Annotated in this window: 21 protein-coding genes; 9 read left to right on the top strand and 12 right to left on the bottom strand. The window is 61.6% G+C overall.

Features of this window, described 5'->3' with window-relative positions; translation table 11 throughout:
* Position 1: 1 nt before the first annotated feature.
* Positions 2 to 352: a MarR family winged helix-turn-helix transcriptional regulator gene (locus P3C39_RS19470; RefSeq protein WP_013533675.1), complete on the bottom strand. Its 351-nt coding sequence runs from the start codon at positions 350 to 352 to the stop codon at positions 2 to 4.
* Between the two features lie 72 nt (positions 353 to 424).
* Positions 425 to 1,789, bottom strand: coding sequence for a leucyl aminopeptidase family protein (locus P3C39_RS19465; RefSeq protein ID WP_275954060.1), 1,365 nt, complete (start codon positions 1,787 to 1,789; stop codon positions 425 to 427).
* Positions 1,790 to 1,905: 116 nt separating this feature from the next.
* Here P3C39_RS19465 and P3C39_RS19460 point away from each other — a divergent pair, with 116 nt between their 5' ends.
* Positions 1,906 to 2,727 (top strand): tetratricopeptide repeat protein, encoded by an 822-nt coding sequence (locus P3C39_RS19460; RefSeq protein ID WP_275954061.1) that lies wholly within the window; start codon positions 1,906 to 1,908, stop codon positions 2,725 to 2,727.
* A gap of 90 nt (positions 2,728 to 2,817) precedes the next feature.
* Here P3C39_RS19460 and P3C39_RS19455 read toward each other — a convergent pair whose 3' ends face one another.
* The 9 genes from P3C39_RS19455 to P3C39_RS19415 all read right to left on the bottom strand — a co-directional run bounded on the left by P3C39_RS19455 (position 2,818) and on the right by P3C39_RS19415 (position 11,894).
* On the bottom strand, positions 2,818 to 3,840 hold the full coding sequence (locus P3C39_RS19455) for a type II secretion system F family protein (RefSeq protein WP_013533678.1): 1,023 nt from the start codon (positions 3,838 to 3,840) through the stop codon (positions 2,818 to 2,820).
* 9 nt (positions 3,841 to 3,849) lie between these two features.
* Entirely contained in the window at positions 3,850 to 4,863 is a 1,014-nt protein-coding gene (locus tag P3C39_RS19450) for a type II secretion system F family protein (protein WP_013533679.1), read from the bottom strand.
* Positions 4,864 to 4,892: 29 nt separating this feature from the next.
* Positions 4,893 to 6,392, bottom strand: a complete 1,500-nt coding sequence (locus P3C39_RS19445; RefSeq protein ID WP_013533680.1) for a CpaF family protein — start codon at positions 6,390 to 6,392, stop codon at positions 4,893 to 4,895.
* 29 nt (positions 6,393 to 6,421) lie between these two features.
* Positions 6,422 to 7,711 (bottom strand): CpaE family protein, encoded by a 1,290-nt coding sequence (locus P3C39_RS19440; protein WP_275954062.1) that lies wholly within the window; start codon positions 7,709 to 7,711, stop codon positions 6,422 to 6,424.
* A gap of 18 nt (positions 7,712 to 7,729) precedes the next feature.
* Entirely contained in the window at positions 7,730 to 8,464 is a 735-nt protein-coding gene (locus P3C39_RS19435) for a CpaD family pilus assembly protein (RefSeq protein ID WP_063171183.1), read from the bottom strand.
* 14 nt (positions 8,465 to 8,478) lie between these two features.
* Entirely contained in the window at positions 8,479 to 9,999 is a 1,521-nt protein-coding gene (locus P3C39_RS19430) for a type II and III secretion system protein family protein (protein WP_063171182.1), read from the bottom strand.
* Positions 9,996 to 10,808, bottom strand: a complete 813-nt coding sequence (gene cpaB / locus P3C39_RS19425; RefSeq protein WP_013533684.1) for a Flp pilus assembly protein CpaB — start codon at positions 10,806 to 10,808, stop codon at positions 9,996 to 9,998. Before cpaB ends, P3C39_RS19430 begins: the two co-directional genes overlap by 4 nt.
* Before the next feature lie 213 nt (positions 10,809 to 11,021).
* Positions 11,022 to 11,540: a prepilin peptidase gene (locus P3C39_RS19420; RefSeq protein ID WP_013533685.1), complete on the bottom strand. Its 519-nt coding sequence runs from the start codon at positions 11,538 to 11,540 to the stop codon at positions 11,022 to 11,024.
* 171 nt (positions 11,541 to 11,711) lie between these two features.
* Positions 11,712 to 11,894 carry a Flp family type IVb pilin gene (locus P3C39_RS19415; RefSeq protein ID WP_063171181.1) on the bottom strand — a complete coding sequence of 61 codons (183 nt, stop codon included), beginning with the start codon at positions 11,892 to 11,894 and terminating at the stop codon, positions 11,712 to 11,714.
* A gap of 334 nt (positions 11,895 to 12,228) precedes the next feature.
* On the opposite strand from P3C39_RS19415, the gene P3C39_RS19410 reads away from it, so the two are divergent.
* The 3 genes from P3C39_RS19410 (at position 12,229) to P3C39_RS19400 (ending at position 14,026) form a co-directional block, all read left to right on the top strand.
* Positions 12,229 to 12,651 (top strand): pilus assembly protein N-terminal domain-containing protein, encoded by a 423-nt coding sequence (locus tag P3C39_RS19410; RefSeq protein WP_013533687.1) that lies wholly within the window; start codon positions 12,229 to 12,231, stop codon positions 12,649 to 12,651.
* A gap of 137 nt (positions 12,652 to 12,788) precedes the next feature.
* On the top strand, positions 12,789 to 13,370 hold the full coding sequence (locus P3C39_RS19405) for a TadE/TadG family type IV pilus assembly protein (protein ID WP_063169998.1): 582 nt from the start codon (positions 12,789 to 12,791) through the stop codon (positions 13,368 to 13,370).
* A gap of 38 nt (positions 13,371 to 13,408) precedes the next feature.
* Positions 13,409 to 14,026, top strand: a complete 618-nt coding sequence (locus P3C39_RS19400) for a TadE/TadG family type IV pilus assembly protein (protein ID WP_275954206.1) — start codon at positions 13,409 to 13,411, stop codon at positions 14,024 to 14,026.
* Positions 14,027 to 14,060: 34 nt separating this feature from the next.
* On the opposite strand, the gene P3C39_RS19395 is transcribed toward P3C39_RS19400, so the two are convergent.
* Complete coding sequence (locus tag P3C39_RS19395; RefSeq protein ID WP_275954207.1) at positions 14,061 to 14,981, bottom strand: PhnD/SsuA/transferrin family substrate-binding protein; 921 nt, start codon at positions 14,979 to 14,981, stop codon at positions 14,061 to 14,063.
* Positions 14,982 to 15,289: 308 nt separating this feature from the next.
* On the opposite strand from P3C39_RS19395, the gene P3C39_RS19390 reads away from it, so the two are divergent.
* The 5 genes from P3C39_RS19390 to dnaA all read left to right on the top strand — a co-directional run bounded on the left by P3C39_RS19390 (position 15,290) and on the right by dnaA (position 21,170).
* Positions 15,290 to 16,531: a phosphopentomutase gene (locus P3C39_RS19390; RefSeq protein WP_275954063.1), complete on the top strand. Its 1,242-nt coding sequence runs from the start codon at positions 15,290 to 15,292 to the stop codon at positions 16,529 to 16,531.
* On the top strand, positions 16,524 to 17,414 hold the full coding sequence (mutM, locus tag P3C39_RS19385; protein WP_275954064.1) for a bifunctional DNA-formamidopyrimidine glycosylase/DNA-(apurinic or apyrimidinic site) lyase: 891 nt from the start codon (positions 16,524 to 16,526) through the stop codon (positions 17,412 to 17,414). The genes P3C39_RS19390 and mutM overlap by 8 nt, the downstream gene beginning before the upstream one ends.
* Before the next feature lie 132 nt (positions 17,415 to 17,546).
* Positions 17,547 to 18,320, top strand: a complete 774-nt coding sequence (locus P3C39_RS19380) for an enoyl-CoA hydratase (RefSeq protein ID WP_275954065.1) — start codon at positions 17,547 to 17,549, stop codon at positions 18,318 to 18,320.
* A gap of 182 nt (positions 18,321 to 18,502) precedes the next feature.
* Positions 18,503 to 18,769 carry a 30S ribosomal protein S20 gene (gene rpsT / locus P3C39_RS19375; protein WP_013533694.1) on the top strand — a complete coding sequence of 89 codons (267 nt, stop codon included), beginning with the start codon at positions 18,503 to 18,505 and terminating at the stop codon, positions 18,767 to 18,769.
* 925 nt (positions 18,770 to 19,694) lie between these two features.
* Positions 19,695 to 21,170: a chromosomal replication initiator protein DnaA gene (dnaA, locus tag P3C39_RS19370; protein WP_224618575.1), complete on the top strand. Its 1,476-nt coding sequence runs from the start codon at positions 19,695 to 19,697 to the stop codon at positions 21,168 to 21,170.
* Positions 21,171 to 21,376: the final 206 nt, after the last annotated feature.

The raw sequence follows: 21,376 nt of genomic DNA, 5'->3' as shown, positions 1-21,376 counted from the left end.
CTCACATAGGCAGTTCGAGCGCCTTGGCGATGATACCATCGCCGAAGCGCTCGACAAAGAGCGCGCCCTCGACCGTGCGCCTGATCAGAACATTGCGCTTGTCGAGCTCGTCGCGATGGCGCGAGACGAGTTTCAAAGCGCCCATCGTGTCAAGGGCGCGGGTGATCACCGGCTTGGTGACATTGAGCCGGGCGGCGAGCCCGCGCACGGTGTGCGGCGGCGGATCGAGATAGATGGTGAACAGGATCGCCGTCTGGCGCATGGTCAGATCGGGCGCGTCGTCGCGCACCTGCGACAGCATCACCTGCTGCCACAGTCGCAAGGCCTGGCTCGGGCGCATCGCAATCGACATCGCGCCAGCATGACGGCAAATTGTTTCGGTTCCGTTTCAGTCAAAGCGATTGCCGTCTTTCGCCTACGACTGTCAGCCATAGCGTTTCGCGATGATCCGCTCCAGCGCGCGGATGCCCTGTGCCTCGCCGCCGGCGGGGCCATGCGGACGGTCAGCCGGGTTCCAGGCGAAGATGTCGAAATGCGCCCAGCCCGCGGTTTTTTCGACGAAGCGCTTGAGGAACAGCGCCGCTGTGATCGAGCCGGCGAAACCGTCCGTGGTGACATTGTTGATGTCGGCGATCTTCGACGACAGTTTTGCATCGTAGGGCCGCCACAGTGGCATGCGCCACAGCGGATCCTCCGTCGCGACGGAAGCCTCCGTCAGATCGGATGCCAGCGTTTCGTCGCCGGTGTAGAACGGTGGCAGATCGGGGCCGAGCGCGACACGGGCAGCCCCGGTCAGCGTCGCCATGTCGACCAGAAGCTGCGGCTCCTCCTCGTCGGCCAGCGCCAGCGCGTCGGCCAGCACCAGCCGTCCCTCGGCATCCGTGTTGCCGATCTCGACAGTGATGCCCTTGCGGCTCATCAGCACGTCGCCAGGCCGGAAGGCGTTGCCGGCAATCGAATTTTCCACCGCGGGAATGAGCACGCGCAGCCGCACATTCAGCCCGGCAGCCATGATCATCGAGGCGAGGCCAAGGACATTGGCGGCACCGCCCATGTCCTTCTTCATCAGCAGCATGCCGGACGATGGCTTGATGTCGAGGCCGCCCGTGTCGAAGCAGACGCCCTTGCCGACCAGCGTCACCTTCGGTGCGTCTTGCTGCCCCCATCGCATGTCGATCAAGCGCGGTGCGCTGGTCGACGCACGGCCGACCGCATGGATCATCGGGAAGTTCCGGTCGAGGAGATCGTCACCCTTGATCACCGAGACTTCGGCCTTGTGCCTGGCGGCCAGGGTCCGCACCGCCTGCTCCAAATCTTCCGGACCCATATCGCTGGTCGGCGTGTTGACCAGATCGCGTGTCAGGAAGACGCCATCGGCAATGCGGCGAACGCGCCCGGCATCGACGTCGGCCGGCAGGCCGAAGCGCAGCGCCCTGCCTGGCTTCTTGCCGTAGCGAGTAAAGACATAACCGCCGAGCAGCAGCGCGATCGCCGCGAGTTCGGCCTCGGCCGGCGCCAAGGCGAAATGCCAGTCGCCTTCCGGCAAGGCTTTCGACAATGCGCCGAGGGCAAGCGCGCCTTCGCCATCGCCGATACCGAACAAGGCGCCGCCGAGCGCCCCGTTTTCGCCGGGCACGACCAGTGTCCTGCCTGCCTCGCCGGAAAAGCCGTTGGCCCTGGCCCAGGCGATGGCGGCCGGCGCAAGACCGGCCGCGTCCAGACCGTCCCTGGCGACCAGATGGACCGGCAACGCGCCCAGCAATGTCTTCCCGACGAGTTCGACAGGCATGCGATGTTCTCCGTGTGAGTCGCCGTTCTTAACCGTCCGTTAGGGTTAACAGAATATTTCTGCGAGAGGGAAGACGGCCACGCAATGGCCGCGCATGAATGGAGGCTTAGGGTGCCATGCCGACCAACCGCAGGATCAATGCCAGGGGAAAACGGCTCATCACCATGGCTCTTGTGCTGGCGCTGACGGCGGGCGTCGCCGGTTGCGGCACCGACAAGCTCTCCACCGGCTCTATCGCACGCACCAGCGGCAAACCGCTTGAAAGCATGTCGGCCGGCGAACTGCACAATGCCACCGGTGCACTTGGCCAATCCTACGCGAAGAACCCCAACGACAAGCGGATAGCGACGAACTATGCGGCGGCGTTGCAGATGGATGGCGACGCCGACCAGTCGCTGGCCGTGATGCGCAAACTCGCCATCGCTTTGCCCAAGGATCGTGACGTGCTTGCCTCCTATGGCAAGGCGCTGGCCGCCAATGGCCAGTTCGAGGCGGCGCTCGACGCCGTGCGTCGCGCTCAGACACCGGAATATCCCGACTGGAGGCTGGTGTCGGCGGAAGCGGCCATTCTCGACCAGACCGGCCAGAAGGACGATGCGCGCCAGCTTTACCGCAAGGCGCTCGACCTCAAGCCGAACGAGCCTTCCGTGCTCTCCAATCTTGGCATGTCGTATGTGCTGGAAGGTGATCTGCGCACCGCCGAAACCTATATGCGCTCGGCCGCGCAACAGCCGAATGCGGACAGCCGGGTCCGCCAGAACCTGGCGCTGGTCGTCGGCCTGCAAGGCCGGTTCGACGAGGCCGAGAAGATCGCCTCACAGGAACTGTCGCCCGAACAGGCGCAGGCAAATGTCGCCTATCTCAGGCAGATGCTGGCCCAACAGAACGCCTGGAGCCAGCTCAAGGACCAGGACAAGCCGAAATCCGCAACCAACTGAGACCACAATTCCGATGCCCCAACGAAGAGGCCGCGCTGCATGCAGCGCGGCCTCTTCGTTTGAAGTGTACTGCAGGAATTTGCCTTGCCGCTACTGGGCGTTTGTTGCCGGCGCCGCATGATCGCCGAAGATACCGCGTTGGCTGACCTGAATGCCGGCGGGACCCAGGATGATGGCGAAAAGCACGGGCAGGAAAAACAGGATCATCGGCACGGTAAGTTTTGGCGGCAGGGCGGCCGCCTTCTTCTCGGCCGCATTCATGCGCATGTCGCGGCTTTCGGCGGCAAGCACGCGCAGTGCATGCGCCACCGGCGTGCCGTAACGCTCGGCCTGGACGAGCGCCTGCGACACCGACTTGACCGAATCCAGGCCGGTGCGGCTTGCCAGGTTCTCGTAGGCCTGCTTGCGCTCCGGCAGATAGGAAAGCTCGGCATTGGTGAGGATGAACTCTTCCGCCAGCGCCACCGATTGCGCGCCGATCTCGTCGGCGACCTTGCGCAATGCTGCTTCCACCGACATGCCCGATTCGACGCAGATCAGCATCAGATCGAGCCCATCCGGCCATGCCATCTGGATCGACTGCTTGCGCTTGGTGGCGCGGTTGTTGACGTAGATGACCGGCGCGTAAAAGCCGCCGTAAGCAACGAGGATGCAGACGAACAGCCTGATGACCAATGGCTTGTCGGGCAGTCCTCCGAGCACGAAAATGTAGATTGCGGCCAGCGCGAAACCGACAAAAGGAAGCACGAGACGGAAGAAAAGAAACCGCGTCAGCGGATTCTGTCCACGAAAACCGGCCACCTTGAGTTTCTGCAAGGTGCCTTCATCGGCGAGCGCGCGTCTCAGATCCAGCCGGTCGACGATGTTGCGCATGCCGATCGACTGTTCCTCACGCAAGCCCTTGCGACGGCGATCGGCCTCGACCGCAAGCCGGGCGCGCTGTTGCGCACGCAGTTCGTCGCGCTCCAGCGCAACGGATTTCATGCGTGACTTGAGCTGGTTTCCGCCAAACGCCGGCAGCAAGGTGAAGACGGTCGCAAACACCGCTATCGCGACCAGCATCGCGATCAGGAAGCTCGGATCCGTCAGGGTCTTGATGACTTGCTCGGTCATGCCAGCATCCTAGACTTCGAAGTTCATCATCTTGCGCATCACCAGGATGCCGATCGACATCCAGACCGCAGAGCAACCAAGGATCAGGTTTCCGACGCTGGTGTTGAACAGCGGCATCAGGTAGGCCGGGCTCGACAGGTAGACGAGAAAGGCGACGATGAAGGGCAGCGCACCGATGATCGCGGCGGATGCCTTCGCTTCCATCGACAGCGCCGCGACCTTGGCTTTCATCTTCTTGCGATCGCGAAGCACGCGCGAAAGATTGCCCAGCGCCTCGGAGAGATTGCCGCCGGCTTGCGATTGAATCTGGATAACGATGCCGAAGAAGCTTGCCTCGGTGCAAGGCATGGTTTCGGGCATGCGCAAGGTCGCGTCGGGGATAGAGAGGCCCATCTGCTGTGAATCGACGATGCGGCGAAACTCGGTCTTTACGGGTTCGGGCGATTCGTTGGCGATCAGGCGCACGGCATCGTTCAGCGGCAGGCCGGATTTGACCGCGCGCACGATGATGTCGAGCGCGTTTGGAAATTCGTTGAGGAATGCCTTGACCCGGCGGGCGCGGCGAAACGTGACGAACCAGCGCGGCAGGCCCAGCCCCCCAGCCAGCAGCACGCCCGGCAAGGCGATCAGCGGGGCTCCGGCCACGAAAGCGGCCATCGTCAAAACGATGCCGCATATTGCGGAATATATATAGAAACGCTCGATGGTGGTCTTGAGGCCGGCCTGACGAAGCTGGGCTTTCAGCGGCGGCTTCTTGACGCGGCTGTCCTTGGTTTTCTGCTTGGCGTCGAGTTCGTTGAGAGAATCCTGAACCGATTTGCGCCGCTTGGCGGCTTCCGCCACGCGGTCGCGCGAGGCCTTGACGACGGAGCGATCCGTCTCGGCGGTCCTGATTGTTTCGAGCCGCTTGCCGACCTGTTTCTCGTTGCTGATCCGGGTGAACAGAAATGCATAAGCGACGGCGCCGGCGCTGAAGCCGGCGAGCACGACAAACGCCAGTACTGTGCCGTCAATTCCAAACATTGGCCCGAACCCTTACACCCCAGCAGACGTCAGTCAGCGCGTTTCTCCATCGCCTCGAGCGCAATGGCGAGACGCTGCTCCTCGCCGTAATAGCGTGCACGCTCCCAGAAATGCGGACGGCCGATGCCGGTCGATACGTGCTCACCCAACAGCCGGCCGTTGGCGTCCTCACCCTTGATGTTGTAGAGGACGATATCCTGCGTGATGATAACGTCGCCTTCCATCCCGATCACCTCGGTGATGTGGGTGATGCGGCGCGATCCGTCGCGCAGGCGCGCTGCCTGGATGATCACGTCGATGGAGCCGACGACGATTTCGCGCACTGTCTTCTGCGGCAGCGAATAACCGCCCATGGCAATCATGGATTCTATGCGGTTCAGGCATTCGCGCGGGCTGTTCGAGTGGATCGTGCCCATCGAGCCGTCATGGCCGGTGTTCATCGCCTGCAGAAGATCGAACACTTCGGGTCCGCGCACTTCGCCGACGATGATGCGCTCGGGCCGCATGCGCAGGCAGTTCTTGACCAGGTCGCGCATCGTCACCTCACCCTCACCCTCCAGATTGGGCGGGCGGGTTTCGAGGCGCACCACATGCGGCTGCTGCAATTGCAGCTCGGCCGAGTCTTCGCAGGTGATGACGCGCTCCTCGCGGTCGATATAGTTGGTCAGGCAATTGAGCAGCGTGGTCTTGCCCGAACCGGTACCGCCCGAGATCACGATGTTGCAGCGAACACGGCTGATGATCTTGAGAACTTCGGCGCCCTGCGGCGAGATGGCGCCGAACTTGACCAGTTGGTCGAGCGTCAGCTTGTCCTTCTTGAATTTGCGGATGGTGAGCGTGGCGCCATCGATGGAGAGCGGCGGCGCGATGACGTTGACGCGGGAGCCATCGGGGAGGCGCGCGTCGCAGATCGGGCTGGATTCGTCGACGCGGCGGCCAACCTGGCTGACGATGCGCTGGCAGATGTTGAGGAGCTGCTGGTTGTCACGAAAGCGGATGCCGGTCTGTTCGACCTTGCCGTTGACCTCGATGTAGACGTTCCTGGAGCCGTTGACCATGATGTCGGCGATGTCGTCGCGGGCGAGCAGCGGCTCGAGCGGCCCATAGCCGAGCACGTCATTGCAGATGTCCTCGAGCAGCTCTTCCTGCTCGGCGATCGTCATTGCGAAGTTCTTGATCGCGATGATGTCGTTGACGATATCGCGGATTTCCTCGCGCGCACTTTCAGGATCAAGCTTGGAAAGCTGCGACAGATCTATGGTGTCGATGAGTGCGGAGAAGACCTGGCTCTTGGTATCGTAATAGGTTTCGCTTTTTTCGCGCTGTGCCCGCTTCGGCTCAGGCGCCAATGGCGGTGCCTCGACCGCACGGCGCGCCGGCGGCGCGACAGGCGCGCTTGGCGCCGCAGGCCGTGTCAGAACCGCCGTGTCCACGGAACCTGCAGCCGGTGGCGCAACAGGCGCCGGTGCTGGCTGGCGAAATTCCGGCGTGAACCGGTTGCCGTCGTCGCTGCCTCTTTTACCAAACATGATCGACTACCGATTCCACTGCTGAAGCGTCACTTCTTGTTGCGCGAGAGCTTGCCGAGCAGGCTGCCGAGCCCGGCCTTCTTCCTGATCTTGATTTCGCTGCGCCCGGTCAGCACATGCGCCATTTCGTTGATCATTGCGACGACCGGGTTCTTGGCATCCATTTCGCCAAGCATACGTCCGTTGTTGGCGGCATTGCCGAACAGCAAGGGATCAAAAGCAATGACCGACATTGGCGACAGACCGAGCGGCTCGGCGAAATCGGCCGGCGAAATCTCCGGGCGTTTCGGGACGCCGGCCTGGTTGATGATCAGCTTGGGCGGCGGATCATTGGGACGAAGCCGCTTGAGCATATCGATGAGGTTCTTGGTGTTGCGCAGATTGGCAAGTTCCGGTGTCGCGGTGATGACGATCTCGTCGGCCTTGACCAAGGTGTTCTTGGTCCAGCCCGTCCAGGCATGGGGGACGTCGAGCACCAGAAGCGGCACGCTGCGCTGGGCGGTGTCGATGAGCTGAACGAAGGCCTCTGGATCGAAATCATAGACCCGTTCGAGCGTCGAAGGCGCCGCCAGCAGCGACAGATGCGCGGCGCACTGGGTCAGCAGCCGGTCGAGATAGACTTCATCGATGCGTTCCGGTGAAAACACCGCCTCGGCAATGCCTTGCGCCGGATCCTGGTCGAAATTGATGTTGGCGGTGCCGAAAGCCAGATCGAGATCAGCGACGACCACTTCGGATTTGAACAGGGAGGACATCGCCCAAGCCACATTGTGGGCGATCGTCGAGGAGCCGACACCGCCCTTGGCGCCGACGAAGGCGATCGAGCGGCCGAGCGGCTCGGCTTCCGGATCGATGAAAATCGACGACACCACGCTGACGATGTCGGCCATCGAGACCGGAGCGATCACATATTCGGAAATGCCGTTGCGGATGAGTTCCCGGTAGAGGCCGACATCATTGTAGTGGCCGATCACCACCACCTTCGACGTCGGATCGCAATATTCCGAAAGCTGGGCGAGTTGTTCCAGCAATTGCTTGGGCTCGCTGCGCGATTCCAGCAGGATCAGATTGGGCGTCGGCGCCGATTGGTAGAATTCGATGGCAGTGGGAACACCGCCCATGTGGACCTTGAGATGCGCCTTCGTCATGCGACGGTCCTCGCCGGCGCGCTCGACCGGGTTGGCAACACCCTCGGTCTCGCAGAATGCCTGGATCGAGATGCGCGGGATCGGCCGCAACGCCTGCATCGCGGCGATGTCCTGCTGCGAGGTATCGCTGCCGTCCACAGGAGTGTCATAGGCCAGATTGTTCATGTCCATGTGCTCCGGAACTGCGCTTTAGTAGCTAACTTCGCCTTCTGCTTGCCAATCAAAGAACGGTTGATTTCGGTACCCGTCGATGACTTTTCCACGCTGCTCGGCGTCGATAGGCGCCTGCTTGCGTGGTCCAAGCAGATCGGCCGGATTGGCCATCTGGGCAGCAAGATTGTTCTGATAGGAGCAGCCGAAATCGGCATAGTGCTTGTTTTCCGATGTCTCCACGAGATCTTCGGGCCAGCGCCCGCATTTATCGGTCTGGGCTTTCACCGAGATATAGGCAACGCGAATGGGGGCCGAGGCTTCGGCGGAAGCGGACTGATAGGAGGTCATGACGATCCGGTTGCGCTTGATGCCGCTGGCAACCGCCAGCCGGGCGAAATCACGCCCGGCAGCGGCCGCCGCGACCTCGTTGGCCGAGCCTGCCGGGATTGCAATCGTCAGCGTCGGGGCGGCGCTCCTGTCGTAGCCGTCGAGGAAGCCCGAAAGCGTGTCACGCTGGGAGCCCGTCATGCCACGGTCACCGGCGCCCACCGGCAGATCTATCTTCTGGTTCTTCTCGGCGATCACGATCGGATGGTTGGTGCGATAATCGTCCGGGATGGAGCCGACCGTGATGCTGTCGCGCTGGGCGCAGCCGGCCAGCAGTGCCGCCATCGCAATCGCCAGAACCGGAACGGACCGCCGGCAGACCCGCGAGCGGCCAAAGCGCATCGTTGCGGCGATGGTGCTTGCCTTCAATGCTGACTGAGACATGTCCGCTTCTCCGCTCACTTGTAGATGAAGCCGACGACGCCGTGGTAGCGGCCGTTGGGCTTGTCGGTCTGCATGGTGCCGTAGACACGATTGACGCGGCCAAGGAACATGGCGGCGCCATCGCTGGCGGCGTTGAAATTGTCGTCCGGCTTGGCAAGGTCGTTGCGTGCCACCGGCTTCACCAGATAGGGGGTGATGATGACGACGAGCTCGGTCTCGTTGCGGACGAAATCCCTGCTGCGGAAGAGCGCGCCAAGCACTGGAATCTTTGTCAGTCCGGGCAGTCCGTTGACGGCTTGCCTGACATCGTCGCGAACCAGGCCGGCGATCATCATGGAGCCGCCCGAGGGCAGTTCAACGGTCGTATCGGCAAGACGCTTACGCAGCGAAAGGGCGTTCATGCCGGAACTCGTCACGCCTTCGGACAACGACACGGATCCCTCGGTTGTCGGCTCGGAAACCGAGGTTCGGACTTTCAGGCTTATGCGGCCGGGAGACAACACCACCGGCTGGAATTCCAGGCCGATGCCGTACTCGATCTTTTCGACACTGTAGGTCTTCAACCCAGTCCGGTTGTCGTCGGATACCTTCTGGTCGACATTTGTGACCATGTTGTATTCACCACCGACCTTGAAGGTCGCCTTCTCGCCGGATACGGCGGTCAAGGTCGGCTCCGCCAAAGTCTTCATGACTCCGGACTGCTCCATGGCGTTGACATAGGCCTGCAGCCCCGACGCGCCGACCTGGAGGCCCGAGTTCGATAGCTGCTTGCCGAGACCCATGAAATTGTCGCTGACCGCGCCGTAGCTAATGCCGTTGCTGCCCCCGCTGCCGACCATGTTGACGCCGAGCTGCTTCATCACCGAGCGGCTGACTTCGGCGACCGTGACCTTCAGCGTGACCTGGTCGTCGCCAATGATCTGCAAAAGGTTGACGATCTTGCTGGTGCGGCGCTCCTGGTCCGGATTGTTGATGTCGACACCGCTCTGGGCCGAACCGCCGGCAGCGGTCTGCGAATATTGTCCGGTCGTCGCTTCACCACCGGAAACGAAGATCGTCGCCAGGTCGACCGCGCGTTTTGCGTCCAGCGGCGTGTCGACCGTTCCGGTCAGGACGACGTTGTCGTTCAGCAGTTCCACCTTGATGGCCGACGTCGGCAGGAAGCGCCTGATATAATCCTCAAGGCCGGCAACGTCGCGCTCGACGGCCAGGTCCAGACTGACGATCTGCTCGCCATTGGGGCCGAAGACAAAGATGTTCGTCTCGCCGACCGCCTTGCCGAACAGATAGATGCGCCTTGCGGTGCGGGTCACCGCATCGGCAACCGCCGGGTTGGCGACGAGAATGTCATAGGCATCGCTCGGCAGGTCGATGACCACCGACTTGTTGAGGCCGAGCTTGACGCGCTGGGTGGCCGTCGATGCCGTGACCTGCGCGTTCTTTGCCTCGACGACGCTGCCTTGCACATTCGTTCCGACGAGCAGCAGGCCGAATGCCGCGGCTACGATTGCCGGCAGTTTGCCACCTAGCTTCATTTCCTTGCTCCCACTTCGGAAACTTCGCCCGACTTGATCAGCCTCACCGTTCCCCTGCGGCCATTGCCGGAAACGAGATAGTCGGCCTCACCCACATTCTTTTCCTGCGTGTCCGCGACCGCCCGCAGCGCCAGGGTCAGGCGATCCGCCATCTGCTGGGCGACGGTGATAATCTCCGCCTGCTTGGGCGTCAGTTCCAGCGTGGCGGTCTGGCCCACCCTGGTCTTCTTGCCTTCCTCGTCCTCCTGAATGGTCTGGTCGATGGCCAGGACGCGGATGTTCTTGAGGATGGTTTCGGTGTTGAAGCCGGCGGCACCGCTGGCGGCATCGGCCCTGCGGGTCATGATGACGTCGACGAAATCGTTGGGAAGAATGAAGCCGCCGGCCGACGTGTCGGCCGAGATGGCCGTGGCGACCGCCCGCATGCCGGAAGGCAGGATCGACGACATGAAGCTCTGCCCCTCCCCGATCAGCTTGGAACGCCGCAGCGGCTCTCCGGCATACATCGCCACACGGGCAATGGAACCCTTCAGCTTGTCCAGCGCCTCGGGCTCGGCGGTGCGGGTGATGAAATTCGCGTTGACGCCGTCGGCGGGCCAGGATTGCCAGGCGATGTTGTTTTGGATCGGGCTGCCCATCGGAACGTCGCCTGAAAGCACAAGCACATCCTGGAGTGCCACTGCCGGGGCCTGGGGAGCGGAATCAACGACGACCTGGGGCGGCGGTGCCACCATGTTCTTCGCGACATAGCCAGCGCCACCCGCCGCGGCCACCGCCACGCTCAGAATTATCAATCGCGATGCTGGCATCTGTCCGAACCCTTGCCCTGGCAAACCACGTAGCCAAGCCGGACTTTGCAGCGGCAATCGTCAAAACAAGGTTAATGTAATGCTTACGATCGTGATTAATTTAACGTTTACATAAATTAGCCGGACTATAGCCGGACCGGCCAAAACAGCCGGGCCGACCCCGTTGAGAACGGGGTCTCGGCAATGCTGACAGACAATAAAATAATATCGTGGTCAGGCCGCCAGCCTGGCCAGCGCCCATATCATCAAAGGCGAGTCCGGATAGGTCAGCAACCCGCCAAGGCCGAGCGCGACGCCATAGGGAACGCCTTTTGCCTCGTCGGCGAAATGGCGCAGAAACGGATTTTGGCCGGTAACGGCCGCAAGCATCGACTTCCGGTAGAGGATGATCGCGAGCGTCAGCAGGCCGCCGATGATTGTCGAGGCGACAAGATACTCCACGAGATTGACATTGAGGCCCATCCACATCGCGGTTGCGGCCAGAAGCTTGGCGTCGCCGCCGCCCATGCCGCCTATTGCAAACAGGCCGAACGTCACGGCCAGGACCAGGGCGCCGGCGGCGAAATGTCCGCCATAGGCCGCCCAGTCCATGCCTGTAAGGGGCGCGACCAGCGCGAAAACGACGACGAGCAGCACCGGCACGCGGTTGGCGATCGTCATCGACAGCATGTCGGAGATCGCGGCAAACAGCATGCAGAACGGAAAGACGACGAAGATCAGGGCTTCAAGCATCGGCGCCATGCCTATTGTCCGATTTCACGGGCTCAATCTAAGTATGTTCGATTAACGATTGATGAGGCCAAGAACGAAAAGACGACCTATATTGGCAGCGGCATAGAAAAAGGGCCGCCACGCGGCGGCCCTTTTCCAGAAATGTAATGCAAGTGCTCGGCGATAAGCCGATCAGCTGCCGCTCGGCGTGCCGTTCAGGGTGCTGCCAATGTTGGTGAACTTGGCATTCAGCGCATTGCCGAGCGTGCCGGCGCCAGTGATGATGGCGAGCGCGATGAGAGCGGCGATCAGACCATATTCGATAGCGGTCGCGCCGGATTCGTCCTTCACAAAACGTGCGATGAGATTAGACATTCGAGAGCTCCTACTCCACGTGTTACAGCACTTCCGTCAACTTCTGTGATGGTTGATCGGATGCTGCCAATCTAGGGAGAAGCTCTTTCGATCGGCTTAAGAAACAGCCTTACCGATTCCTTTCCCGGTTCGAACATATTGCGTGGTTAACTTCGGGCTAAAGTATCGCCGCGCCTTCCAGTCCCAGGTTTGGCAGGCTTGCGCCCCGACTGGACCGCGCCTCGCGGGGCGCCCTTATCGGCCATTGCAGGATTGGCAACATCGCAGGCTTAACCGTTGGTTCACCAATCTCGTTCATGTTCCGTTGATCAGTCCGCCTGCGTGGAGCGCCTCAATGGCCCAGCCGAGATCGTCAATCCTGATTGCCGCGCTTCTTGCCGTCTCGAGCTTCGTCGCGCCCGCCATGGCCGGCGCCGGCATCGAGGTCACGATGAACCAGGCCAAGATCGTCAAACTGTCGCGTCCCGCAGACACCATCGTGGTCGGCAACCCGGCAATCGCCGACGCTTCCGTGCAGGACGCTTCGACGATCGTGCTCACCGGCAAAGGTTTCGGCGTCACCAATCTGGTCGTGCTCGATACCGACGGCAGTCCCATCGTCGATGAGCAGGTAACCGTCGTGCGGCAGGCCGCTTCGTCGGTGCGCATCTATCGGCGTGCCGAAATCCAGACGATGTCCTGCACGCCCTATTGCGAAAGCTCCTACAAGAGCGAAGCGGAGAAGTCTTCCGAGGCGGAGATGAGCGTCAGCCGATAGGTGGCGTGACCGGCTGCCGGTGCGGTTATTGGCCGGTTAAGAGGCCTGCGCCGACTTTAACGATCATCCAAACCGGACCTCAATCGGTTTGCGTTAATGGTCCTTCCGAGACCGCATAGAGATCGGCAGGATCGGACATGAGCAAGGGATACGGCCGCGCAGGCGACCACAAAGTGAGATGCCCAAGGTTTTTCGCCCGCTTTCTTCGTGACCGGCGCGGCGCCACGGCAATCGAATTCGCGATCCTTTCAGTCCCCTTCGCGCTGCTTGTCTTCGCCATTCTGGAAAGCTGCATCTCGTTTGCCGCGCAGGAAGTGATGGCCAACATCACCGACGATGTCGCGCGCAAGCTTCGCACCGGCCAGTTGAGGGCGGTTGACGTCGCCGGAACCAACTTGCGGGACATGATCTGCACAAAACTACAGATCATCGTTTCCCAGGATTGTCCCAATCAACTGCTGGTGGATCTTCGCCAATATACATCGTTCGCCGATGCGGCCACGGCCGGCTTCAAGATCCAGAACGGCGATGTCGTATTGACGAAAGGCACCGCAACCCAGTCGTTTTCAGTGACAGCGGGTGCGGCGGAGTCGAGGAACATGCTGCGGGTCTTTTACAAATGGCCGATCATGACCGACCTGCTGGCCAAATCGATGGGCGGCAACAAGACGCTGCACTTCGCATCGGTGACCTGGCAGAACGAACCGTTCGACAACTGAGCGGAATGCACGAGCAGTATAAGAAAAGGGCAATGGGCATGATGCGTGCGGGGGCACATCTTATGATTACGGGAGTTTGGCGGAAAGCAAGTCTGTTCTGGTCCGATCGTCGTGGCATCGCGGCGGTCGAATTCGCGTTGATCATGCCAATTCTGCTGATCATGTATTTCCTCACAATGGAAGCGTCGCAAGCCATCGAGACCAGCAAGAAGGTCAGCCGTATCGGCAGCATGGTGGCCGATCTCGTCACCCAGCAGACAAGCGTCCTCAAGGCGGATGTCGACGCCATCATGCAGATCGGCAGCGTCACCCTTCAGCCCTACAACCGCTCAAATCCGACCATCACCGTCACGGCAATCCAGGTCTCGGCCGATGCGACGAGGGCACTGGTGGTGTGGTCACGCAAATTGGTAGCCGGCGTTGCCAGCCCTGGCGCCGCCGCCACCACCGAGACAACGATCCCGGCGTCGCTCAGAGTCGCCAACACTTTTCTCATCCGCGTCGAAAGCAACCTCGGCTATACGCCGGTCATCGCGTGGAGCGCGAGCAGTCAACAGAAGCTTGGGCTGACATCGGCTTTCAGCAACATAACCATGGGCGAAACCTATTTTCTGCGCCCCCGCAGAAGCGTGACGATCCCTTGCAGCGACTGTTGAACAGAGGCAGCCAGGCGTGCGCAGGCCGCTCCAGCTACTGCTGCGGCCCACGGTCCGAAACGAAGCGCACGATAGCAGCGGCCATCTCGTAGTCTTTTGGCGCCACGGTGGCGAAGCCGCCGGAATGTTTCGATTCCAGGAGATCGTAGATATCGGGCGTCGTCGACTTGAGGTTGGTGAGGAACACGGCAAGCCGGCGCTTGGCTTCGGGGTCGAGATCGCTGCGGACCGCATGGGGGCCGTATCTCAACAGGCCCGACGTCCATACGATCCGAAGCGCCGTCACCGAGAGCCCTGCCGCCTCCAACCTGGCCTGGGTGCCCGACGGTTCTCGCGGGCCGTCGGCAGCGGCCGTCACCCAGCCGAACAGGCCATCGGCCTTGCCGTCGACCAGCATCGTCTCGGCCGCCGCGGCCGAATCGGCATGGACCAGAAACGGTGCATCTTCCGCGATCTTGCGGCCTTCCGCCGCCAACGCCGCCAATGGCAAGAGAGAACCGCCGACGCTGTCAGAAGGCGCCATGGCGATACGATGGCTGTCCATCGCCGCAAGGTCGGGAAGCTTGCCGTCCCGCGTCAGCAGAACCGAGCGGATGCCGATCGCGCCGTCTGAATCGACCGGAGCCACAAGCGGTTCGATACATAAGCAGCGCTGCGAGGCCGTCGCATATGCAGTGGCCGAATAGATCGCATATTCGATGCGGGCATTGGCCTGCGCCTCGATCAGCGCGGCATAGTTGCGGGCAACGACAAACTCGACCTTCATGCCCAAGGCCTTGGTGTAGGCGTCGGTCAACAGTGCCAGCCCCGGAACGGAGTTGCCGGCGCCTGGCTCGGCAACGATGCCGATGCGAAACGTGCCGATATCGTCGCGCCAGTCGGCATGCGCCGGATTGGACCAGAGCGCGACCTGCGCCAGCATGAGAGCGGCATAAGTCTTCAGCGCAACCCTCATGACAGGAACCACGGTCTGTTGTCCTCGATTCATGCCCATGCCCGGAGCATTTGTGCATGTCGCAGCCCAAAACCGCTGCGCACTTTTGGGCGACATGCATCTCTGTTTGTGCATGTCGTTATCCCAAAACCGCTGCGCACTTTTGGGCGACATGCATCTCTGTTTGTGCATGTCGTTATCCCAAAATCGCTGCGCACTTTTGGGCGACATGCACCAGACTATCACGCCAAGCCGTTGCCGTTTGGTTTCCGAATTGCCAATGAAGTCGCGGAACCCTATGTCTGGTCGGTCAAACTGGCAACAACTCGATGGCACGCGCTTTCCTCTTCGTTCTGGACTCCTTCGGCATCGGTGGAGCGGCCGACGCCGACCGCTACGGCGACGCCGGCGCCAACACATTCGCGCACATCGCAGAAGCCTGTGCAGAGGGCCGCGCGGATCGCGAAGGGCTTCGCAGTGGACCGCTGTTTGTCCCCCAGATGGCCTCGCTCGGGCTTGGCAAGGCTGCCGAAACCGCAACGGGGCTGGGCTTTGCCAGCAGCGGGACGGATCTGCTCCCAACTGCCTTTCACGGCGCCGCACAGGAGGTTTCGAGCGGCAAGGACACGCCGTCGGGCCATTGGGAGATCGCCGGCCTGCCGGTGCGCCTCGACTGGGGCTATTTCCCGGATACGGTTCCCGCCTTTCCGGCCGAACTGACCGAGGCGATGATCCGCGAAGGCAAGGTGCCGGGCATTCTCGGCAATTGCCATGCGCCGGGCACCGAAATCATCGAGCGCTTTGGCGAGGAACACATCCGGACCGGTAAGCCGATCTGCTACACGTCGGTCGACTCGGTCCTGCAAATCGCCGCGCATGAAGTCCATTTCGGCCTCGATCGGCTTTATGAATTCTGCCAGGTGGTGCGCAGGCTGGTTGACCCGCTCAGGATCGGACGGGTGATCGCGCGGCCGTTCGTCGGCGAAACCACCGCCACTTTCGAGCGGACATACAACCGTCATGACTACGCCGTGCCCCCGCCGGAACCGACCCTGCTCGACCGGCTGACGGCGCGTGGCAGCCGTGTCATCGCCGTCGGCAAGATCGGCGACATCTTCGCCCATCGCGGAATTTCGCAAGTGCGCAAGGCGGCAGGCAACATGGCGATGTTCGACGAAGCGCTGGGTGCGATGGATGATGCCGGCGACGGTGACCTCGTCTTCGCCAATTTCGTCGACTTCGACACCGAATTCGGTCACCGCCGCGATGTCGCGGGCTATGCTGCAGCGCTCGAGGCCTTCGACCTGCGGCTGCCGGAGGCATTTGCGAGGCTGCGGCAGGGCGATCTTCTCATCCTGACGGCCGACCACGGCAACGACCCTACCTGGGCCGGGACCGATCACACGCGCGAGCGGGTTCCGGTGATCGGCACTGGACCGGGTCTCAAGAGCGGCGACATCGGACTGAGAACGACATTCGCCGACATCGGCGAAACCGTGGCCGAGCATCTCGGGCTGGCGCCCGGACGCTACGGCAGTTCTTTCTATGCGGCGATCGGCGGTCATGCCTGAGTTACCGGAGGTCGAAACCGTCCGGCGCGGACTTCAGCCGGTTCTGGAAGGCGCCACCATCGCCCGCGTCGAGGCGCGCCGACCGGATCTGCGCTTTCCATTTCCCGAGAAATTCGCGCAGCGACTGGCCGGCAAGACGATCACGGCACTCGGCCGCCGGGCCAAGTATCTGACGATGGACCTGGAAGGCGGCCCCGCGCTGATCTGCCATCTCGGCATGTCGGGCTCATTCCGCATCGAGACGGCCGATGGCAGCGACATGCCCGGCATCTTTCGGCACGACCGCTCGAAGAGCTCCAATCACGACCACGTCGTCTTTCATGTCGTGTCTCCGGCCGGTACCCGATCGCGCGTGATCTTCAATGATCCGCGCCGCTTCGGCTTCATGTTGTTTGCGGAAGGACTGCCGGACGTTCATCCGATGCTGGCTGGACTTGGCGTCGAGCCTACGGGCAACACATTGGACGGTGCGCTGCTTTCCTCATTGATGAAGGGGCGGAGATCACCGCTGAAGGCAGCGCTTCTCGACCAGAGGCTGATCGCCGGGCTCGGCAATATCTATGTGTCGGAGGCGTTGTGGCGTGCGGGCCTGTCGCCGCTGCGCGAGGCGGGCACGATCGCCAGGCCCGGAAAGAAAGCCCAGGCCCAAAGCGAACACCTCGCGCAAGCCATTCGTTCGGTGATATCGGATGCGATCGCAGCCGGCGGTTCCTCACTGCGGGACTATATGCAGACCGATGGGTCGCTGGGCTACTTCCAACACGCCTTCGCCGTCTACGACCGCGAAGGCGAGGCCTGCTCCAAGCCCAGTTGCGGCGGCCACATCGAGCGTGTCGTGCAGAGCGGCCGATCGACCTTTTATTGCCGGACATGTCAGCGATGAGTCAGAGCAATTCCAGCAAAAGCGAGGGCGGTTTTCCGTCCGAAATTGCGTCAAGACAAGGAGATGGAGCGGTTCTGCGTTTCCGTGAAACGATGAACCGCTCTAGACGAGCGTAAGCAAGGAGAAGCAGCCATGACCTATGAGACGATCATCACCGCGACGCACGGCAAGGTCGGGCTGATCACGCTGAACAGGCCGCAGGCGCTCAACGCGCTGAACTCCCAGATCCTGACCGAGGTGGTGGCAGCCGTGAACGGGTTCAGCGCCGATCCCGGTATCGGCGCCATGGTCATCACCGGTTCCGAAAAGGCTTTCGCGGCGGGCGCCGATATCAAGGAGATGCAGTCCATCTCCTATGCGGACGCCTACGCCCAAGACTTCTTCGTCGGCTGGGAGGAACTGACGCGGGCGCGAAAGCCTATTATCGCGGCGGTGGCGGGCTATGCACTCGGCGGCGGTTGCGAGCTGGCGATGATGTGCGATTTCATCATCGCCGCCGACACGGCCAAGTTCGGCCAGCCCGAGATCACGCTCGGCGTCATTCCAGGCATGGGCGGGTCACAAAGGCTGACCCGCTTTGTCGGCAAGTCGAAGGCGATGGACATGTGCCTGACCGGGCGGATGATGGATGCCGCCGAGGCCGAGCGTTCTGGCCTGGTGTCGCGGGTCGTGCCTGCCGGCGAACTTGTCGAGGAGGCGCTGAAGGCCGCGGCCAAGATCGCCGCTTTCTCGCTGCCATCGGTGATGATGGCAAAGGAAGCTGTCAACCGCGCCTTCGAGACGACGCTTGCCGAGGGATTGCGGTTCGAGCGCCGGCTGTTTCACTCGCTGTTTGCACTGGACGATCAGAAGGAAGGCATGGCGGCCTTTGCCGAGAAGCGGAAGCCGAATTTCACCAACCGCTGACGCCAATCCCTTGGCTTCGAAGAAGATGGCTGTTGGCCGCCAAAAAGAAGGCCAGGCAGCGTTGACGCGCCGGAAAAGCTGAACTATAAGCCGCACCAACCGAGGCGGCCCCGTGGCAGCCCGTTTGTTTTTTGCGCCCTGCGGCATCCCGCATGCGCCGACCAGATCAGAAGAGAGGCATCATGGCCAATACATCCTCGGCCAAAAAGGCAACGCGCAAGATCGTCCGCCGCGCAGCGATCAATAAGAACCGTCGCTCGCGCGTCCGCACCTATATCCGCCAGGTCGAAGAGGCGCTTGCCTCCGGTGACAAGGCTGCCGCACAGGCTGCCTTCAAGATCGCGGAGCCGGAATTGATGCGCGCCGCAACCAAGGGCGTGATTCACAAGAACACGGCGTCCCGCAAGGTGTCGCGACTGGCTCAGCGGGTCAAGGTACTGTCGGCCTGACATTACTTGCCTAGACTGACGTTCTTCGGACCCGGCCGTTTGTGCCGGGTTTTTTCGTTTGCCGGCAAGCACTTAAAAAGAATGTCCGGAAACGGCGTCTTATGCGGATTTCACAATAGGGAATAGTTTGCCGGCATATGCATGCCTGCTGTTGATCGGCACGCTTGAAAAGCGCCGGCCTAATGATTCTTGGCTGTCAAAAATAGCTTATATTTTTCAAACGCTTACAGATGGTGATCCACAGCTTGTCCACACCGGACTGGCCCGATCGGGGAGAAGTCGCTGTCAAGCGAATTATTTCAGAATATTTCTGTCAGCGCCCGGTTTTTCATATTCGCCGGAAAAGGGTTTGAATCACAATGGCTTTGTTAAAATGTGCCGTCGCGGCATGCCACTCGAACCCGCCTCCACTAACCAGATTCCTTAAAAATCCGTTAGACGTGGCCTTGCCCTATCCACAGCGATTTCGGTAGTGTCGATCTATCGAAAGGGACGGGCTCTGGCTCTTAACCCAAGCCTGAATCGGCCAGCTTAAATTGGCGGGATTTGCAACGCGGATCAAGTCCGCGGACGGCTTTGGTTTGTCTTTTTCGATACGGTAGGGGACTGGCGTAACTAGACATGGCAGGTAGACGGCGCGCCGGCGCTCTTTTCGCCGGACGGTGTTGTATTGCCCTGACATACCCAACGCGGACTGGCTTCCATGGGCCGGCACCGGTTCCCACGGATAATGGGCGACGTTCACCTGCCGGCGGCGGCAGCGGACATCGTAGCAAAGACTTAGGTCGCCGGAACCGGATGCAGGAGGCGCATCCCCGGCGGAAAACAGGTACGGAAGGACAAGGAAAAGATCATGCAGAGCGGCATCGAAAGGGAACTTACGGGCGACCTCCCATTTCCTGGAACTTTGATCGGAGCAAACGACATGGCGGTGTCCAGCGACGCGGAACAGAAATTCGACCGGGTCAAGACCCAGTTGAAGGCGCGCCTGGGAACCGAAGTCTATTCGAGCTGGTTTGGCCGCATGAAAGTCGCCGAGGCTTCCAAGGGCATTGTCCGCATCTCGGTGCCTACCGCCTTCCTGCGCTCATGGATCAACGGCCACTATCTCGACCTCATCTCCGAACTGTGGAAGCAGGAGGATCCCGATCTTCTCAAGATCGACATCGTCGTGCGCACGGCAACCCGTCAGGGACGCGCCCAGGCCGAGCCAGAGGTAACGCCGGCACGCAGCAAGGTGACACGGCAGACGCAGACGGCGCTTGCCGCAGGCACAGTCAGCCCCAGCCGGGTGGAGCGCGCATCGACTCCGCGTCCGGGCACACCCGTCGAGAGCGAATTCCGCCACAACGTTCTGGGGTCACCGCTCGATCCACGCTACACGTTCGGCTCTTTCATCGAGGGGCCGTCGAACCGGGTGGCCTTCGCCGCCGCCAAGGCAGTGGCGGAATCGCAATCGAGCGCGGTGCGCTTCAATCCGCTCTTCCTTCACGCAACCGTCGGGCTCGGCAAGACCCATTTGCTGCAGGCCATCGCCGCGGAATCGCTGAAGCAGAACCCCAAGTCGCGCGTCGTCTATCTCACGGCCGAGTATTTCATGTGGCGCTTTGCCACCGCGATCCGCGACAACAACGCTCTGACGCTCAAGGAGCAGCTGCGCGACATCGACCTGCTCATCATCGACGACATGCAGTTCCTGCAGGGCAAGTCGATCCAGCATGAATTCTGCCACCTGATCAACATGCTGCTCGACAGCGCCAAGCAGGTCGTCGTCGCTGCCGACCGGCCACCATCGGAACTGGAATCGCTCGAACCGCGGGTCCGTTCGCGCCTCAATGGCGGTGTCGCGCTTGAAATGTCGGCGCCCGATTTCGCCATGCGCCTCGGCATGCTCAAATTGCGCCTTGCCACGGCCAGGAGCGACGACGCATCCCTCGACATTTCGGAGGAGATCCTCAATCACGTCGCCCGCACCGTGACCGGCAGCGGACGCGAGCTGGAAGGCGCCTTCAATCAGCTTTTGTTCCGTCAATCCTTCGAGCCGCAGATCACCATCGACCGGATCGACGAAATCCTCGGCCACATCTATCGCACAGGCGAGCCGAAGCGTGTCCGTATCGAGGACATCCAGCGCATCGTGGCGCGTCACTACAATGTGTCGAAGACCGAATTGCTGTCCAACCGGCGCACGCGCACCATCGTCAAGCCGCGGCAGGTCGCCATGTACCTGTCGAAGGTGATGACGCCGCGCTCGCTACCCGAGATCGGACGGCGTTTCGGCGGCCGCGATCACACCACGGTGCTGCATGCCGTGCGCAAGATCGAGGACCTTTCCGGCAACGACAACACGCTGGCGCAGGAACTTGAGCTTCTGAGGCGGCTGATCAACGATCAGGCCTGACCCTCCGGGAGGGCCGAACCGAAACAACGCCGGAATTCAATGGCTTGCCAGTGCGGCGCCGGGCCTGCATCGGGCTCGTGGCATCGCCTGGAAGCGATCTGGATTTCGGTTTTTCGACACTGGCTCGCGGACTTCGGGCGCGTTATCCCCAGAAAGCCCGCGTAGCCGGCCTGAACCGGCGGCGCGGGCTTGCGTTTGCTGGTTTT

This window comes from Mesorhizobium sp. XAP4 (assembly GCF_029269325.1).
GTDB lineage: Bacteria > Pseudomonadota > Alphaproteobacteria > Rhizobiales > Rhizobiaceae > Mesorhizobium > Mesorhizobium ciceri.
Note: the sequence above shows the minus strand (reverse complement) of the source record. Positions and strands in the feature narration are given on the sequence as shown.

Bases quoted from the DNA above. Each gene is read 5' to 3' on its own strand.
- P3C39_RS19470 (WP_013533675.1), bottom strand. From the start codon at position 352: ATGTCGATTGCGATGCGCCCGAGCCAGGCCTTGCGACTGTGGCAGCAG.
- P3C39_RS19465 (WP_275954060.1), bottom strand. From the start codon at position 1,789: ATGCCTGTCGAACTCGTCGGGAAGACATTGCTGGGCGCGTTGCCGGTC.
- P3C39_RS19460 (WP_275954061.1), top strand. From the start codon at position 1,906: ATGCCGACCAACCGCAGGATCAATGCCAGGGGAAAACGGCTCATCACC.
- P3C39_RS19455 (WP_013533678.1), bottom strand. From the start codon at position 3,840: ATGACCGAGCAAGTCATCAAGACCCTGACGGATCCGAGCTTCCTGATC.
- P3C39_RS19450 (WP_013533679.1), bottom strand. From the start codon at position 4,863: ATGTTTGGAATTGACGGCACAGTACTGGCGTTTGTCGTGCTCGCCGGC.
- P3C39_RS19445 (WP_013533680.1), bottom strand. From the start codon at position 6,392: ATGTTTGGTAAAAGAGGCAGCGACGACGGCAACCGGTTCACGCCGGAA.
- P3C39_RS19440 (WP_275954062.1), bottom strand. From the start codon at position 7,711: ATGGACATGAACAATCTGGCCTATGACACTCCTGTGGACGGCAGCGAT.
- P3C39_RS19435 (WP_063171183.1), bottom strand. From the start codon at position 8,464: ATGTCTCAGTCAGCATTGAAGGCAAGCACCATCGCCGCAACGATGCGC.
- P3C39_RS19430 (WP_063171182.1), bottom strand. From the start codon at position 9,999: ATGAAGCTAGGTGGCAAACTGCCGGCAATCGTAGCCGCGGCATTCGGC.
- cpaB (WP_013533684.1), bottom strand. From the start codon at position 10,808: ATGCCAGCATCGCGATTGATAATTCTGAGCGTGGCGGTGGCCGCGGCG.
- P3C39_RS19420 (WP_013533685.1), bottom strand. From the start codon at position 11,540: ATGCTTGAAGCCCTGATCTTCGTCGTCTTTCCGTTCTGCATGCTGTTT.
- P3C39_RS19415 (WP_063171181.1), bottom strand. From the start codon at position 11,894: ATGTCTAATCTCATCGCACGTTTTGTGAAGGACGAATCCGGCGCGACC.
- P3C39_RS19410 (WP_013533687.1), top strand. From the start codon at position 12,229: ATGGCCCAGCCGAGATCGTCAATCCTGATTGCCGCGCTTCTTGCCGTC.
- P3C39_RS19405 (WP_063169998.1), top strand. From the start codon at position 12,789: ATGAGCAAGGGATACGGCCGCGCAGGCGACCACAAAGTGAGATGCCCA.
- P3C39_RS19400 (WP_275954206.1), top strand. From the start codon at position 13,409: ATGATGCGTGCGGGGGCACATCTTATGATTACGGGAGTTTGGCGGAAA.
- P3C39_RS19395 (WP_275954207.1), bottom strand. From the start codon at position 14,981: ATGAGGGTTGCGCTGAAGACTTATGCCGCTCTCATGCTGGCGCAGGTC.
- P3C39_RS19390 (WP_275954063.1), top strand. From the start codon at position 15,290: ATGGCACGCGCTTTCCTCTTCGTTCTGGACTCCTTCGGCATCGGTGGA.
- mutM (WP_275954064.1), top strand. From the start codon at position 16,524: ATGCCTGAGTTACCGGAGGTCGAAACCGTCCGGCGCGGACTTCAGCCG.
- P3C39_RS19380 (WP_275954065.1), top strand. From the start codon at position 17,547: ATGACCTATGAGACGATCATCACCGCGACGCACGGCAAGGTCGGGCTG.
- rpsT (WP_013533694.1), top strand. From the start codon at position 18,503: ATGGCCAATACATCCTCGGCCAAAAAGGCAACGCGCAAGATCGTCCGC.
- dnaA (WP_224618575.1), top strand. From the start codon at position 19,695: ATGGCGGTGTCCAGCGACGCGGAACAGAAATTCGACCGGGTCAAGACC.